Genomic DNA, 16,369 nt, shown 5'->3' with positions numbered 1-16,369 from the left:
TAGAACCCTAAAAAATACCTTTGCATCCTTACTTGCTGCAAAGGTTTTTTTTGTAGTATTTTTGAGCTTCACCTATCTAATTAACATATGAAGAAAATAGTATTGACCACCATTGCTGCCAGCTTTGTACTGGCCTGTGGTACAGATCAAAAAAAAGATGCGATTGTGTTGAATTATCCCGTTACTAAAAAAGTTGATACGGTAGACCATTATTTTGGAACCGAGGTACCCGACCCCTACAGATGGTTGGAAGATGATAGAAGTAAGGAAACGGAGGCTTGGGTAAAAGAACAAAATGTAACCACCTTCGATTATTTAGACCAAATTCCCTTTAGAGACCAACTAAAAAAACGTTTGGAGACCTTATGGAATTATGAAAAATTGGGATCTCCGTTTAAGGAAGGGGATTACACCTATTTTTACAAAAACGACGGACTCCAGAATCAGTACGTTATATACCGAAGTAAGGATAACGAGGAAGAAGAGGTTTTCCTAGACCCCAATACCTTCTCTGAAGATGGCACCACCTCTTTATCTGGTCTTAGTTTTTCGGACGATGGCTCTATAGCCGCCTACTCCATTTCTGAGGGAGGTAGTGATTGGCGTAAGGTGATTGTCATGGAAACAGAAACCCGCAGAATTGTAGAGGATACCCTGGTGGACATCAAATTTAGCGGCATCTCTTGGAAAGGCAATGAAGGCTTCTTCTACTCTAGCTATGACAAGCCTAAAGGCAGCGAACTATCTGCCAAAACAGATCAGCACAAATTGTACTACCACAAATTGGGAACTTCCCAAAAAGACGACGAACTTGTCTTTGGTGGAATTCCCTCGGAAAAGCACCGCTACGTAGGTGGAAGGGTTACGGAAGACAACCGCTATCTATTGGTATCTGCTTCTGTTTCAACTTCGGGGAACAAGCTGTTCATAAAAGATCTTACCAAGCCTAACAGCAAATTATATCCAATTATAGACCATACGGACTCGGATACTTCCATCTTAGACAATGTAGGATCTACCCTATATTTGGTTACCAATTTAGGAGCACCCAACAAAAAAATAGTTACTGTAGATGCGGCCAATCCAGCTCCCGAAAACTGGAAAGACCTAATTCCTGAAACAGAGCATGTTCTTACAGCCAGCATTGGTGGGGGATTCCTCTTTGCAGAATATATGGTAGACGCCATCTCTAAAGTATACCAGTACGATTATGATGGCAAAAAGATTCGCGAGGTAAAGCTTCCCGGTATCGGTAGTGCCGGTGGTTTTGGAGGCAAGAAAGATGAAAAGGAATTCTATTTTTCCTTTACCAATTACAATACCCCCTCCTCTTCGTACAAATACAATGTAGCTACTGGGGAATATGAATTGTATTGGAAACCGGAAATAGATTTTAATCCGGAAGAGTACGAATCTAACCAAGTGTTCTACACCTCTAAGGACGGTACTAAGATACCCATGATCATCACTCATAAAAAAGGATTGGAACTAAACGGTAAAAATCCGACCATCCTATACGGTTATGGCGGATTCAACATTAGCCTAACCCCCTCTTTCAGCATTACCAATGCCGTTTGGATGGAACAAGGTGGTATTTACGCCGTTCCCAACCTAAGGGGAGGTGGCGAATATGGAAAAAAATGGCATGATGCCGGTACCAAAATGCAAAAGCAGAATGTTTTTGACGACTTTATAGCGGCTGCCGAGTATTTAATTGACAACAATTATACGTCTAGCGATTATTTAGCCATTAGAGGAGGCTCCAATGGCGGTTTATTGGTTGGGGCCACTATGACCCAAAGACCGGAATTGATGAAGGTAGCCCTTCCCGCTGTGGGCGTGTTAGACATGTTGCGCTACCATACCTTTACCGCTGGTGCAGGTTGGGCTTACGACTACGGAACGGCAGAGGACAACGAGGAAATGTTCCAATACCTAAAAAACTACTCTCCCGTGCATAATGTTAAAAGTGGCACCGCATATCCTGCTACCCTTATTACTACAGGAGACCATGACGATAGGGTTGTACCAGCACATAGCTTTAAATTTGCTGCTGCCCTTCAGGAAAAGCAGGAAGGAGACAACCCAGTACTTATTAGGATAGAAGTCAATGCCGGCCATGGGGCAGGCACCCCAGTGAGCAAGACTATTGAGCAAACTGCGGACATTTTTGGCTTTACCCTGTACAATATGGGTTTCCAGAATCTTCCCAATCAGTCAGTTTTAAAGGAAATTAAAGGGTAGGTTTCAATTTAATTGATATTTTTGTTAAGTCCATTTCTTTTTTGAAATGGACTTTTTTTATTCCAGTACCCCTTATAACACAAGACCATGTTACAAGTAGACTCCCTTTCATTTTCATATCACAAAGCACCCATCCTAACGGATATAGACTTTACTGTAGCTAAAGGAGAACATGTCTCCATTGTTGGGGAGAGCGGATGCGGAAAGAGTACTTTACTTCAGCTTATTTATGGACTTCTACAACCCAATGAAGGCGAAATACATTGGGGAGATAAAAAAGTGCTGGGACCTAACTTTAATTTGGTGCCCGGAGAACCCTATATGAAGTACTTGGCCCAAGACCTAGAGTTAATGGCTTATACCAGCGTAGAGGAGAATGTTAGCCAATTCTTATCGGTTTTCTACCCCGAAGAATTAAAGGAGCGCACCCAAGAACTGTTAGAAATGATAGATATGGTGGAGTTTTCCAAGGTTAAGATAGAAAAACTAAGTGGCGGACAACAACAACGGGTGGCCCTAGCCAGAGCCTTGGCACAGGAGCCCGAATTATTACTTCTAGACGAGCCCTTTGCCCATATAGACAATCTTAGAAAGAACAAGCTTAGAAGAAATTTGTTCAACTATCTTAAGGAAAAAGGAATCAGTTGTATTACCGCAACCCATGACCACCACGATATTTTGGGATATGCAGATAGGGTTTTGGTGCTTAGGGATCAGGAAATATTGGCAGACGAGGAAACGGAAACTCTTTACTTTAATCCTAGGAATATTTACACGGCTACCCTTTTTGGCGAGGCAAACCATATTCCCATAGAAATTGTAAAATCCTATGCCGATACCAAGCGTAAAATAATTGTCTACGCCCATGAGTTTAAGGTCTCCAAAAAATCGGGGATCCCAGTGGTTGTAAAAAAAAGTTATTTTATGGGCAGCTACTATCTTATAGAAGCCTTGTCTGGGGAAGAAATTATCCGATTTCATTCAGACAAAGCGCTTAAACCTAAGAAGAAAGTATTCCTAAACATCTCTTTGGAGACCATTAATCAACGTTTAAAACAATAACACCGTTTGGACAAGGAGCTGCTTATACAAGAATTAAAGTTTAAGGCCGTTCGCAGCAGTGGGGCAGGAGGGCAGCATGTAAACAAGGTTTCTTCCAAGGTGGCGGTTTACTTTAATATTGGCAAATCCAACTCCCTTACGGATCAGGAGAAAAGCTTGATTCTCAAAAAACTGTCCCATAAACTAACCAAAGAAAAGGTTTTGGTACTCTGGAGCGAAGAAACCCGTAGTCAGCACAAAAACAAGGAACGGGTTATTGAGAAGCTACTAGAAATGCTAGAAGCAGGCCTTAGGAAACCGAAACCTAGACGAAAAACAAGACCTACCCGAGCCTCTAAGGAAAAACGCTTAAGACAAAAGAAGCAATTGGCACAAAAAAAAGCGTATCGCGGAAAACCAAGTATGGATTAAGCCCTGCATTTTCTAACCAGGGAAGTTCTCGCCAGGAATTCCCCTAGCCAATCGCAGTGATACAAAACTCGCTGCCATTAAAGTTGATACATTCGCCTTGGGATTTTCCCATCAATAACTTCCCCATGGGCGTATTGGGGGCGATAGCAAAGAAGGTTTGGTCTTCTACGGTAACCTTACCCGCACTAATCCCAATATAGTAATGGTATTGAGAAGTAAATACCAAGCTTCCCAAAACTACTTGGTCGGAAGCACCTTCTAAGGGTACTTTTTTAAAGCGCTGCTGCAGTAACTCAACCTCGGCCAATTGATTTCCCAACTTCTCGCGCTCTAATTGGATCATTGCCCTCCCAGTTTCGTGCTTGTCACCGGCACTACTCTTGGTCTCCGAGATTAGCGCCTGTTGTAGGGATTGTATCTGTCTTTCAATTCGGGCATATCTATCCTGAATATACGTTTCACAATACCGATACAATGCCTCTCTTACAGTAGGTTTCATTTAAGCTTATAATTTATTCTACCAATGCCGCTAGCTCCTTGCCCACACTACTCCCAATGGCTATCCCCATGCCTCCCATTCTCACGCCGCAAAACACGCGATTGGACAATGGTTTAACAATAGGCTTTTTTTGATTTCCCACCCCCATTATTCCGCTCCACCTTCTGTCTATTTGGAAGGGAATTTCGGGTAAGATGATGGTCTTCAATAATTCTTCTAAACGATTTTGCACAAGAGGCGTTTCCCCAAACTCACTGGTTTCCTCCGCTTTAAAATCGAGATTCCTACCACCCCCAAGGAGAATTCTATTGCCTACGTTCCTGAAATAGTAATAGCCTTCATCCAAATGGAAGGTGCCTTTAATAGGAAGCTGGTCTATGGGCTGGGTAATTACCACCTGCGCCCTAGCAGGCTTAACATCCTCTTGAAGCAATTGGCCAGCAAAACCATTGGTGGCCACCAACAAGTGTTTCGTATTAAATTGAAACTGATCTGTTTCCACTGCTACCTGGCTATGGGATTCTGCATACGATTTTACCTGAACGCCATTAAGAATCTTGATACCCGCCTTGTAAACCTTATTGAGCAGGGCGTCCATCATCATCCCGGTATCCAATTGTCCCTCAAAGCTAGAGCTGATATAGTTGTTTTCTACATTCTTAAACTGAAAGCTGTTGGGATGCACTGCAAAACAGTCTGCCTTAAACACCTGTTCTAAAAGGCTATTGACGCTCTCTATCTTATCCATACACCGGTTATAAAGCTCTTGCTGCCCCTTTAGGAACACCTCATGGCCGCCGTAATTAAGATAACCAATTTGCGCATCGCCCAAGTTCTTGCGCAACAGCTGTACGCCCTCCCATCGCTTCTGTACTAACTGCACTACCTCCTGCTCAGTATGTGAGCCAAGATCGGATAACACCTCGGAAATACTCCCAAAACAAGTGAAACCCGCATTTTTGGTGCTAGCACCCTGCGGTAGTATCCCCTTCTCCAAAACCAAGATATTGGCTTTAGGAAATCGCTCTTTTAACTGGAGAGCGCAATTGAGTCCGACAATACCACTGCCCACCACTGTAAAATCTAGATTGGAGAGCCAGGTCTTATATTCCCAAAAACTTAAATTCATATCCCGATATCTTTGTAATGATGCAGTTAAAGTTAAAGGAAAATGCTAGGATTCCCCCTTATTTTTAGGCATAAAAAAAAGCGAAGCAAGCTGTTCATTGTTCAGCTTACTTCGCTTTTTAAAAATCTTAGGCATTATGGATGCCTTTATTAGTCTTCCGCGACTGGTTTCATTTCAAAATCCTCCATGAATTTGGTGGTATAATTACCCGCCAAATAATCTGGATGATCCATCAATTGCCTATGGAAAGGAATAGTGGTATTGATACCTTCTATTACAAACTCGTCCAATGCGCGTTTCATTTTATTAATGGCTTCCTCCCTAGTCTGTGCCGTAGTGATCAATTTTGCAATCATGGAATCGTAATTTGGAGGAATGGTATATCCACTATACACATGCGTATCCAATCTTATTCCATGGCCACCAGGCGTGTGCAAGGTGGTAATCTTTCCCGGAGAAGGCCTAAAATTATTAAACGGATCTTCGGCATTGATTCTACATTCTATGGAGTGTAATTTTGGAAAGTAGTTCTTTCCGGAAATGGGCACACCTCCAGCAACTAAGATCTGCTCCCTAATAAGGTCGTAATCTATCACCTGCTCGGTAATGGGATGCTCTACCTGTATTCTGGTATTCATCTCCATAAAGTAGAAGTTACGGTGTTTGTCTACCAAAAACTCAATGGTACCCGCACCCTCATATTGTATGTATTCGGCTGCTTTCACCGCCGCCTTACCCATGGCATCCCTTAATTTATCCGTCATAAACGGGGAGGGCGTCTCTTCGGTAAGTTTTTGGTGTCTACGCTGAATGGAACAGTCCCTTTCTGAAAGGTGACATGCCTTTCCATACTGATCACCTACAACTTGGATTTCGATATGTCTTGGCTCCTCTATCAGCTTTTCCATATACATGCCATCATTGCCAAAGGCCGCTTTGGCCTCTTGCACGGCACTCTCAAAGTTTCTTGCTAAATCTTCTTCCTTGAAAACTGCGCGCATCCCTTTTCCACCACCACCGGCAGTAGCTTTAATCATTACGGGATAGCCCATTTCCTTGGCTACTTTTTTAGCGTGGTCCAAATCTTTTAGGAGTCCGTCCGACCCTGGGATAGTAGGTACCCCTGCTTTTTTCATGGTCTCTTTGGCCGTAGCCTTATCACCCATTCTATCTATATGTTCTCCGGAAGGACCGATGAACTTTATATCGTGTTCCTTACAGATCCTTGCGAATTTAGAGTTTTCCGAAAGGAAGCCATATCCAGGATGAATGGCATCTGCATTGGTAATTTCCGCAGCAGCTATAATATTTGGGATCTTCAAGTACGACTCGCTACTTGCTGCAGGTCCTATACAAACTGCTTCGTCCGCAAAACGAACATGAAGACTTTCCTCATCCGCCTTGGAGTAAACCGCTACCGTCTTTATTCCCATTTCCTTACAGGTCCTGATAATACGAAGCGCTATTTCTCCCCTATTTGCAATAAGTATTTTTTTAAACATCTCTTGAAATTTTAATTAGTATTCCAAATTTTTAAACCCGTATGACTCCGATCACATCGGGTCATCCACATTTAGCATTTAAAAATTTCTTATGAGGGGTCTACCAAGAATAACGGCTGATCAAATTCTACTGGCGAACTATCATCCACAAGTACTTTTACAATCTTTCCAGAAATTTCCGATTCAATATCATTAAACAACTTCATCGCCTCAATCACACAAAGAACATCCCCTTTGTTTATAACGGACCCCACCTCTACAAAAGCAGGCTTATCTGGGGAAGGCTTTCTATAGAAGGTACCAATGATGGGGGATTTAATGGTAACCAGTTTATCATCTTCCTCGGCCTCTGCTTTTCTAGTAACTTCAACGGCAGGCTGTTCTGCTGCTGCCTGCGGCAAAGTTGGTTGAGCAACGGGAGCATTCATGGGAACATGCTGTACGTAGGTAGGCTCCTTGGAACCTTCGGTACCGGTACGGATGGTGATCTTAATATCTTCCATCTCTAGTTTTACCTCACTAGCCCCTGATTTGGCCACAAATTTGATCAAGCTTTGAATTTCTTTAATATCCATAGTTAGTTCGTTTTAGATTTTTAGGTTTCGTCTAATTTAAGAATTATAGGCCCATTTTAAATAGATGGAACCCCATGTAAAACCGCCTCCGAATGCAGCGAAAACCAAATTATCTCCTTTTTTCAACTGGTTCTCGTAATCGCTGAGCAATAGTGGTAGCGTTGCAGATGTGGTATTTCCGTATTTTTGTATGTTCATCATCACCTTAGAATCTTCTACGCCCATCCTATTGGAGGTAGCATCAATAATTCTTTTATTGGCCTGATGTGGCACTAACCAATTAACATCCTCGTGAGTTAAGTTATTCCGCTCCATAATCTTCGCAGCGGCATTTGCCATATTGGTAACTGCAAATTTAAAGACCGACTTCCCGTCTTGGTAAATAAAGTGTTGGCGATTTTTAACGGTTTCCTCCGATGCGGGTAATAAAGAACCTCCAGCATCCATTTTAAGGAAGTTTCTCCCGATTCCATCAGATCGCAAGTATTCGTCCTGCAACCCTAATCCCTCCGTATCTGGCTCAAACAAAACCGCTCCGGCACCATCGCCAAAAATAATACAGGTAGTTCTATCCGTATAATCAATGATAGAAGACATTTTATCGGCCCCAATCAGCAGTACTTTTTTATATCTTCCAGATTGAATATAGCTAGCGGCGGTAGACATTCCATATAGGAAACTAGAACAGGCTGCCTGCAAATCGTATGCAAAGGCATTTTCAGCCCCTATTTCCGAAGCGACATAGGCTGCGGTAGCTGCCACCATCATATCTGGGGTGGCCGTGGCTACAATAACCATATCTATTTCCTTGGGATCTAATTTTCTTTTGGACAAAAGCTGTTCTGCCGCTTTTATAGCGAGATAGGAGGTACCCAAACCTTCTCCTTTTAAAATCCTTCTTTCTTTAATACCGGTTCTGGTAGTAATCCATTCATCATTAGTATCTACTAAGGTTTCCAGGATTTTATTGGTCATTACAAAGTCTGGTACATAAGACCCTACAGCCGTAATTGCCGCCGTTATTTTACTCATCCAAATTTGTTTTTATCGATAAACCTTCAAAAACAACTGAAAATTTGTGAAAATTAGTAATTTTCTATGACTTTCAGCCCAATTATATAGTGTTTCTTAGATTTTTAATCTTTGATAAAAAAAACTCCCACCTTATATAAGTGGGAGTTCATATTGTAATTTTTCCGTACAAATTATGCTACAGCTTCTTCTGTTTGGTCAATTAAAACCTCCCCGCGGTAGTATAATTTACCTTCATGCCAGTGGGCTCTGTGAAACAAATGCATTTCCCCAGTAGTTGGGTCTTTTGCAACGGTAGGCGCTACAGCCTTGTAGTGCGTTCTTCTTTTATCCCTTCTGGTTTTGGAGATTTTTCTCTTAGGATGTGCCATTATGAAACTTATTTATCCGTTAATAATTTTTTTAGTGCGTCCCAACGGGGATCTATATCTTCTTCGTCTATCTTTAATTCTTTTGGTTGAAGCTCCGCCAACTTTTCTAATGCCTCCGATTGCAAACTGCCGTCCAAAACTCCCGGGTGTACCCTTTTTTGCGGAACGGTCAACACTAACATTTCATAAATGTATTGTGCAACGTTTATTTGATGTTCCGCATGCGGAATAATCAAAATCTCATCGTTGTCATCATTATACTCATCACCAAATTTAATTGCCAATTCTAGATTAGCTTCTAAATCTTGGTCATAAGGCTCGTTGGACAGGTCACAGCTTACATTTACGGTTCCCCGCGCATGCATCTCCAACTCCATCATAGTACTCATTTTGTTCAGGGTAACGGAAATATCTATATCCGCTTCGTGAAACTCATGGTACTCAAAAGACTCAAAGAACTTATTTTCAATGGTATATTCAAACTCGTGTTTTCCCTGTTTCAACCCTGAAAAAGGAATACTAAACTCCTTATGCGTCATCATGTCCACACTTGTTTTTAATGTACCCGCCACAATTAAGGCGGGTGCAAAGATACTATTATTTTATAAAATCCCAACAAATCAAAAGAAATAAATAAAAGTGCTTTGAGACGCCCTAAAGCATTGGTCTCAAGCGCTATAACCCTCTTTTAATCTATGGATACCGTCTATCTTTTAATTTTTTGTTTCCTTAGAACATCGCTGGTTAACTCCTTAAATTCCAGTCGGTTCCTATATATATTGATCCCTGTAAACACTGCTTCCTTAAAAGAGCTATGATCGGCTACTCCCTTCCCAGCTATTTCATAGGCCGTTCCATGATCTGGTGAAGTTCTCACTTTATTTAGGCCTGCGGTATAATTAACCCCTTTCCCAAAGGACAAGGTTTTAAAAGGAATAAGGCCTTGATCGTGATAGGCGGCCAAAATAGCATCAAACTGCTTGTAGTTGTCCGAGCCAAAAAAGCTGTCCGCGGCATAGGGCCCAAAAACCAAATGCCCTTTTTCGGTCATTTCTTTGATGACTGGCTTCAATACCTCATCGTCTTCTTTCCCTATTACGCCATTATCTCCGCTATGAGGATTAATTCCCAACATGGCAATTTTTGGCTTTCGTATACCAAAATCCATCTTTAGGGATTTTTCAATTGTAGCCAACTTACTCTTTATCAGTTTCGGGGTAATGGTCGCTGCCACATCCTTTACAGCAACGTGATCTGTTAACAACCCCACCCTTAAATCGCCAGACACCATAAACATTAGACTTTCCCCTTCCAGTTCTTGGGCTAGGAAGTCTGTATGTCCAGGAAAATTAAAATCCTCGGCCTGTATATTGTTCTTGTTGATAGGCGCCGTTACCAAGACATCTATCTCATTGTTCTTCAGTGCTGCCACGGCGGCCCTAAGGGATTCTATCGCAAACTTCCCGCTCTCTGGTGTTGGGGTGCCAAACGCTACCTTATGGGTATCCTTCCAAACATTAACCACATTCACCTTCCCATCCAAAGCATTGGCGGGCTCTTTTACGCCATTGTAATTAATATCTATCCCCAAGGCAGATTTCTGATGGGCAATAGCTCTGTTGGATGCAAAAATCACCGGGGTACAAAAATCGAGCATTCGGACATCCTCAAATGTTTTAAGTACTACCTCGCACCCAATACCATTTAGATCTCCAATGGAAATACCCAATCTTATTTTCCCTCTTTCCTGCATACTGTATTGTCGTTTAATATAAAATAAACCGTTAATTTTACCCCACAAAACTAATTAATTAAAACGACACATGTTTACTGGAATTATTGAAACTTTGGGAGAAGTCACAAATACAGTGCGGGATGGCAGCAATTTCCACATCACTATAAAATCTACCATTACCCAGGAACTTAAGATAGATCAGAGCGTTTCTCACAATGGGGTTTGCCTTACCGTGGTAGGCATAGAGGAGGATCGTTATACGGTTACCGCCATAGACGAAACCTTACAAAAAACCAATCTGGGCAACCTTACACCGGGGAATATCGTAAACCTGGAACGCGCCATGGTTTTGGGGGCAAGATTAGACGGACATATTGTACAGGGCCACGTAGATCAGACCGGGACCTGCACTCATATTGAGGAGCAGGACGGAAGTTGGATATTTACCTTTAGCTACGATGCCGACCTAAACAATGTAACCATTGAAAAGGGTTCCATTACCATAGATGGCACTAGCTTAACGGTAGTAGGATCTAAAAAGGATAGCTTTAGCGTAGCTATCATTCCCTATACCTATGAGCATACGGTATTTAACACTTACCAGGTTGGAACAGTAGTGAATTTGGAGTTTGATGTAATTGGTAAATACGTATCCAGACTATTGGAGCTTAGAGATTAAATTAATGTCTTTGGAGGTCTAGCCCAGTTCTCCACACCTCTTTCTTAGCGACCGTGACGCTCTACCAACCAATACCTTATATCAGTAATACCAAACTTTCATAAACAGTTACCATAATTAAAAAGAGCACCGCTATGGGTGCTCTTTTTAATTTTCTACATCCTTTTGGATTGATATTTATAGGATATGATCCTTCATCTTGTTCCAAGCCCTTGCCAGCAATAGTCCGGAAACAATGGCTACCCCTGTTAAGATTATTGCCTGAGTTGTTTTGCCATAGATCCAATAACCAGTTGCAAACATACAAGAGTATATGAGGACACAGCCCAATAGCATGGCACTAATTCCAGAGGGTACACTCCATTTTTCCTTGGAGTTTACTATGTCCGTATTTTCAGCCTCGGCTTCGTTAACCACCTTGGACCATCCCGGGCCTCCTGGCTGTATTTTTTTATAAAAAGATTGTAGCACCTGCTTAGATTCGGGCTGGGTCATAAACGTAGCCGCCAACCAGATAATGGTAGTAGTTAACACTACAAAGGGGTATTCTGCCCATTGCGGGAAAACACCAGATTCTGCGGCAAACAAGAAAGGACCCACTGCCGTAAGCTTTAATACAATAGAAATGATCCCGGAGGCAAACATGGCCGTAATCTCACTCCACGCATTAATTCTCCACCAGAACCATCTTAGAATAAAGATTAATCCTGTACCTGCACCAAATACCAACAACACCTCAAATAACTGTAGCGCATTTTGAAGCAACAAGGCCAGTACGGCACTACAAACCATTAATATCACGGTAGAGATTCTACCAACGGCAACCAGTCTTTTTTCCGATGCTTCTGGATTAATCTGCTGCTTGTAAAAGTCATATACTATATAGGAAGACCCCCAGTTTAGCTGTGTAGAGATGGTACTCATATACGCGGCTATCAAGGAAGCCAATACCAGGCCTAATAGTCCACTAGGCAATTTGGTCAGCATCGCAGAATAAGCCAAATCGTGTCCCAACTTATCTGCAGCCACGTTAGGGAATGCCTCGTGTATACTGGCTACGTCCGGATATACTGCCAAAGAAGCCAATGCCACCAAAATCCACGGCCATGGTCTTAGGGCATAATGCATAATGTTAAAAAAGAAGGTAGCACCAATGGCATGGTTCTCGTTTTTAGCGGCCAGCATACGCTGAGCGATATACCCACCACCACCTGGCTCTGCTCCAGGATACCACGAACTCCACCACTGTACTGCCAATGGTATAATAAGTAGGGTAATGACGGCATTGGTATTACTAAAATCGGGTAATATAGAAAGCTTGTCCGACACATGTTCATTGGCCAAAAGTGCTTCTAAACCCCCTACTTCTGGAATGTTCACTAGGTAATAGGCTGCTCCAATAGCACCTCCCATAGCTACGAAGAACAAAAGGAAATCGGTATAAACCACCCCTTTAAATCCACCCAAGGCACTAAAGGTTACTGTAATAAGACCAGCACTTACCACGGTTACCCATGGCTCCAGTCCCAACATAATACCTCCAATTTTTATCGCTGCCAAAGTAACGGCAGACATAGTAATCACATTAAAGATCACCCCTAGATAAACGGCCCTGAACTTTCTTAGAAACTCGGCAGGTTTTCCCCCATACCTAAGCTCATAGAATTCCAAATCCGTGCTTACATTAGATTTCCGCCAAAGCTTGGCATAGACAAATACGGTAAGCAATCCAGTCAATAAAAAGGCCCACCATACCCAGTTTCCAGAAACACCGTTGGTACGAACAATATCCGTTACCAAGTTGGGCGTATCGGTAGAAAAGGTAGTGGCTACCATGGAAAGTCCCAATAACCACCAAGGCATGGTCCTGCCAGAAAGAAAATATTCTGAGGAGCTAGATCCTGATTTTTTAGATACATAGACCCCTATAAATAAAACGATTGAGAAGAAAACGATTATAAAACTATAATCAAGCGTACTTAATTCCATCAATTTTGCTTTGGTTGTTGAAAAAGCGATAAAGATAATTTTTTTTAGGATACTTTTGCCGAACGATCGCCAAATGTTGCAAATGAATCTCACAATCGCAATGGATACTACCGCTACTACCTGGATACTTGCTTTTACAGCTATTTTTGTTTTAGGAATCTCCAAAGCGGGAATTAAAGGTATATCCATCATCATTGTTACCCTTATGGCCTTGGCTTTTGGCGCAAAGGATTCTACCGGAGTGCTTGTCCCTTTGCTAGTGGTAGGAGATACCATCGCCGTAATCTACTATAACAGACATGCTAAATGGAAATACATCCTAGCCTTTTTGCCATGGATGATCTTGGGGATTTTTATTGGAACCGCCATTGGAAAAGAGCTACCAGAAGCTACTTTTAAAATTGGGATGTCTGCTATTATCTTATTCACCGTAGCTATGATGTATTGGTGGGACCGCAAAAAATCTAAAAATGTCCCTACCCATTGGGCTTTTGCAGGCTTTATAGGCACCCTAGCAGGAATAACCACTATGATCGGAAATTTGGCGGGGGCATTTTCCAACATCTATTTTTTGGCCATGAGGCTCCCTAAGAATGAATTCATCGGAACTGCAGCCTGGCTGTTTTTCATTGTAAACATCTTTAAACTTCCCTTTCACATATTTATCTGGAAGACCATTACCCCAGAAACACTGCTAATAAACCTAAAATTAGTTCCAGCAATTATTCTAGGTCTTTTTGTAGGGGTGCGATTGGTAAAGATTATAAAAGATCAGTTTTACAGAAGGATGATCCTGATTTTAACTGCCATAGGGGCCTTCCTTATTCTTTTTAGATAAAAAAGTATAGGGTTGATAAAAAAAAGCTGGTGCAATGCACCAGCCTCCAATTAAAACAAACTCTAACTACTTCCTTAACAACTCCCTACAAATATCCCCTTAATCCCCCAGCGATAGGTTATCATAACTTCAACCTATCATTATTAAAACACTAACCCCATAAACTTTTAAACCCCTCTCTTTTCACCTATTCCATAAGGGGAAATTTAATTAATCAGTATGTTCATTCTATGATAAAAATCATGAAATAGCATTGGATTTATCGTGAATTTTGACGATTAACACACAGGGGGACGCTAACTATAACTCACTGAAAACCATCGCCCTACTATTAAAAACGCTTTTAAATAACACCTACTTCCTCCGCATCAAATATTTAAATTAATTTTATGACACATCACAATTTTCACATACCCGTAATGGGAATAGGGTTTACCATAGACACTCCTTTAAAGGTATCGCACCTTGGGATAGACTCCGTTATTTCACTGGTAGACGATATCCTTTTAGAAAAACTTCGTAAAATGTACTGCGAAAAATTTGAAGTTCCCTACCAAGAAATTTCAGACAAGCTGGAAGATTTTAGGGCCAAACGAATTACCAGTTACCTGAACCTCATCCATGATGCCGCGAACAAAAAATTTGAAGCCCTTAAGAATTCCACCTTCAATACCCGTAAAGAGCTAAGTGCCTACCTAAACTTACTTCCAGATGCCACTACCCTAAAACAGGAGTTGGAAAAATTTTCCTCCCACGAAATTAAAAAAGGTGCGGTAAATAAATGGTTAAAAGAGCACTTAACCATGGGGAGTGTGGATGTTAATATCATGACCAAGGTAGACAAGGATAATTTTACAAAGGATGTGAAACTGCCTACCGAATTTAATGATGCACATGCTGCACTTCGGGGATACGCCAACAGTAAACTATGTTCTTCCCTTATTCTTTCTGCCGGTATGAACCCAAGATTGTATAGTTATCTGGAAAATTTTGAAGATTTCTACCCAGATAGTAATGGCTTTATAAAGAAGAAAATTGTACTTAAGGTTAGCGATTATCGATCCGCATTGATACAGGGAAAATTTTTGGCATAAAAGGGACTTTGGGTATCCGAATATAGAATTGAATCGGGTTTAAATTGCGGGGGTCATGCATTTGCTACCGACGGATATTTAATGGGCCCCATATTAGCTGAGTTTAAGAACAACCGCCAGGCCCTGCAAGAAGAGATTTACACCTTGTTAACATCGGCCTTGGAGGCTAAGGGAAAGGAAGCTCCACAAAAATTACCCCTAAGAATTACTGCTCAGGGAGGTGTGGGTACTTTTGAAGAACATCAGTTTTTACTAAACCACTACCAGGTAGATTCCGTAGGGTGGGGAACTCCTTTTCTATTGGTTCCGGAAGCTACTACTGTAGATAAAGCAACGATGAATCAATTAGTGGCTGCCAAGGAAAAAGACCTTTATCTAAGTGACGTTTCTCCTCTAGGGGTTCCATTCCATAACCTTAGAGGCAGCACAAAAGACCTGGAAAAACAACAATTAATTGATAAGAAGCGACCTGGCAGTTCTTGTCCCAAGAAATTTGTTGCCCTTAATAAGGAATACACGGAAAAAGGATTGTGTACCGCTTCTAGGCAATATCAACATATAAAAATCAAGGAATTGGAGACCCAGGATATTTCCAAGGCCGAGTACGATTATAAATTCAATAAAATCACCGAGAAATCTTGCACCTGTGTGGGCTTGGGAACATCTGCTCTTTTAGCCTACGATTTGGATACCAAAACAGAGGGGCCGGGGGTGTCTGTTTGTCCAGGACCAAATATGGCTTATTATTCTAAAATTGTTTCACTTCAGGAAATGACCGATCATATCTATGGTCGGACCAATATTATAGCTAGAACCGACAGGCCCAATATGTTTATAAAAGAACTGGGAATCTATATGGACTATCTAAAAAGCAAAATTGAAGAAAGCAGATTTTCCATGAATAAAAAACAAGAAAAGTATTTATTGACCTTTATAAAAAATCTAAATTCCGGAATCGCCTATTATCAAGACTTGTTTTCTAATTTAGAGAAAACCTTCTCAAGCGCTAGAATAGCGATACTCGCAGAATTAGCTTGTACAACCAAGACTCTTAGCAATTTAGAAATTGAGGTGCAATCACATTCCCAATCGGCAATCTAAATCGCTACTTCCTAGAAATCTCAATGTTTATAGTGGTTACTAACAAAAAACTTCATCCCGATGATTCGAGATGAAGTTTTTATTTAGATCAACATAGTATCCGAATTA

General features: G+C 41.4%; 14 protein-coding genes and 1 pseudogene. 6 read left to right on the top strand and 9 right to left on the bottom strand.

Annotation, left to right across the window (positions count from 1 at the left end):
* The first annotated feature begins 87 nt into the window (after positions 1-87).
* From BV214_RS01265 to arfB, 3 genes are all read left to right on the top strand, one after another.
* A complete protein-coding gene (locus BV214_RS01265) occupies positions 88-2,244 on the top strand; it encodes a prolyl oligopeptidase family serine peptidase (protein WP_086475659.1) in 2,157 nt (718 codons plus the stop codon).
* A gap of 87 nt (positions 2,245-2,331) precedes the next feature.
* Positions 2,332-3,306: an ABC transporter ATP-binding protein gene (locus tag BV214_RS01260; protein ID WP_086475658.1), complete on the top strand. Its 975-nt coding sequence runs from the start codon at positions 2,332-2,334 to the stop codon at positions 3,304-3,306.
* 6 nt (positions 3,307-3,312) lie between these two features.
* On the top strand, positions 3,313-3,717 hold the full coding sequence (gene arfB / locus BV214_RS01255; RefSeq protein ID WP_086475657.1) for an alternative ribosome rescue aminoacyl-tRNA hydrolase ArfB: 405 nt from the start codon (positions 3,313-3,315) through the stop codon (positions 3,715-3,717).
* A 43-nt stretch (positions 3,718-3,760) separates the two neighbouring features.
* Here the strand turns inward: arfB and BV214_RS01250 are convergent, their stop codons facing one another.
* The 8 genes from BV214_RS01250 to pdxA all read right to left on the bottom strand — a co-directional run bounded on the left by BV214_RS01250 (position 3,761) and on the right by pdxA (position 10,578).
* On the bottom strand, positions 3,761-4,216 hold the full coding sequence (locus BV214_RS01250; RefSeq protein ID WP_086475656.1) for a 3-oxoacyl-ACP synthase: 456 nt from the start codon (positions 4,214-4,216) through the stop codon (positions 3,761-3,763).
* Positions 4,217-4,229: 13 nt separating this feature from the next.
* Positions 4,230-5,345: an NAD(P)/FAD-dependent oxidoreductase gene (locus tag BV214_RS01245; protein ID WP_086475655.1), complete on the bottom strand. Its 1,116-nt coding sequence runs from the start codon at positions 5,343-5,345 to the stop codon at positions 4,230-4,232.
* A gap of 149 nt (positions 5,346-5,494) precedes the next feature.
* Entirely contained in the window at positions 5,495-6,847 is a 1,353-nt protein-coding gene (gene accC, locus BV214_RS01240) for an acetyl-CoA carboxylase biotin carboxylase subunit (RefSeq protein ID WP_086475654.1), read from the bottom strand.
* Positions 6,848-6,936: 89 nt separating this feature from the next.
* Complete coding sequence (accB, locus tag BV214_RS01235) at positions 6,937-7,422, bottom strand: acetyl-CoA carboxylase biotin carboxyl carrier protein (protein WP_086475653.1); 486 nt, start codon at positions 7,420-7,422, stop codon at positions 6,937-6,939.
* 36 nt (positions 7,423-7,458) lie between these two features.
* Positions 7,459-8,454 (bottom strand): beta-ketoacyl-ACP synthase III, encoded by a 996-nt coding sequence (locus BV214_RS01230; RefSeq protein WP_086475652.1) that lies wholly within the window; start codon positions 8,452-8,454, stop codon positions 7,459-7,461.
* Positions 8,455-8,627: 173 nt separating this feature from the next.
* Positions 8,628-8,825 (bottom strand): 50S ribosomal protein L32, encoded by a 198-nt coding sequence (gene rpmF / locus BV214_RS01225; RefSeq protein WP_026808788.1) that lies wholly within the window; start codon positions 8,823-8,825, stop codon positions 8,628-8,630.
* Positions 8,826-8,833: 8 nt separating this feature from the next.
* On the bottom strand, positions 8,834-9,367 hold the full coding sequence (locus BV214_RS01220) for a YceD family protein (protein WP_086475651.1): 534 nt from the start codon (positions 9,365-9,367) through the stop codon (positions 8,834-8,836).
* 164 nt (positions 9,368-9,531) lie between these two features.
* Entirely contained in the window at positions 9,532-10,578 is a 1,047-nt protein-coding gene (pdxA, locus tag BV214_RS01215; RefSeq protein ID WP_086475650.1) for a 4-hydroxythreonine-4-phosphate dehydrogenase PdxA, read from the bottom strand.
* Positions 10,579-10,648: 70 nt separating this feature from the next.
* Between pdxA and BV214_RS01210 the strand changes: the two genes are divergently transcribed.
* Complete coding sequence (locus tag BV214_RS01210; protein WP_086475649.1) at positions 10,649-11,239, top strand: riboflavin synthase; 591 nt, start codon at positions 10,649-10,651, stop codon at positions 11,237-11,239.
* 177 nt (positions 11,240-11,416) lie between these two features.
* Here the strand turns inward: BV214_RS01210 and BV214_RS01205 are convergent, their stop codons facing one another.
* Positions 11,417-13,228, bottom strand: a complete 1,812-nt coding sequence (locus tag BV214_RS01205) for a sodium:solute symporter family protein (protein ID WP_086475648.1) — start codon at positions 13,226-13,228, stop codon at positions 11,417-11,419.
* Positions 13,229-13,310: 82 nt separating this feature from the next.
* Between BV214_RS01205 and BV214_RS01200 the strand changes: the two genes are divergently transcribed.
* The gene (locus BV214_RS01200; protein WP_245806725.1) at positions 13,311-14,066 is read left to right on the top strand and encodes a sulfite exporter TauE/SafE family protein; all 756 of its coding nucleotides are present in this window, start codon (positions 13,311-13,313) and stop codon (positions 14,064-14,066) included.
* Between the two features lie 389 nt (positions 14,067-14,455).
* Positions 14,456-16,261: pseudogene (locus BV214_RS17175) on the top strand (hypothetical protein).
* Positions 16,262-16,369 lie beyond the last annotated feature (108 nt).

The sequence above is a fragment of the Arenibacter amylolyticus genome (assembly GCF_002150785.1).
In the GTDB taxonomy this organism is placed as follows: domain Bacteria; phylum Bacteroidota; class Bacteroidia; order Flavobacteriales; family Flavobacteriaceae; genus Arenibacter; species Arenibacter amylolyticus.
The sequence above is the reverse complement of the archived record's forward strand: the minus strand, read 5'-3'. Positions and strand labels throughout refer to the sequence as shown.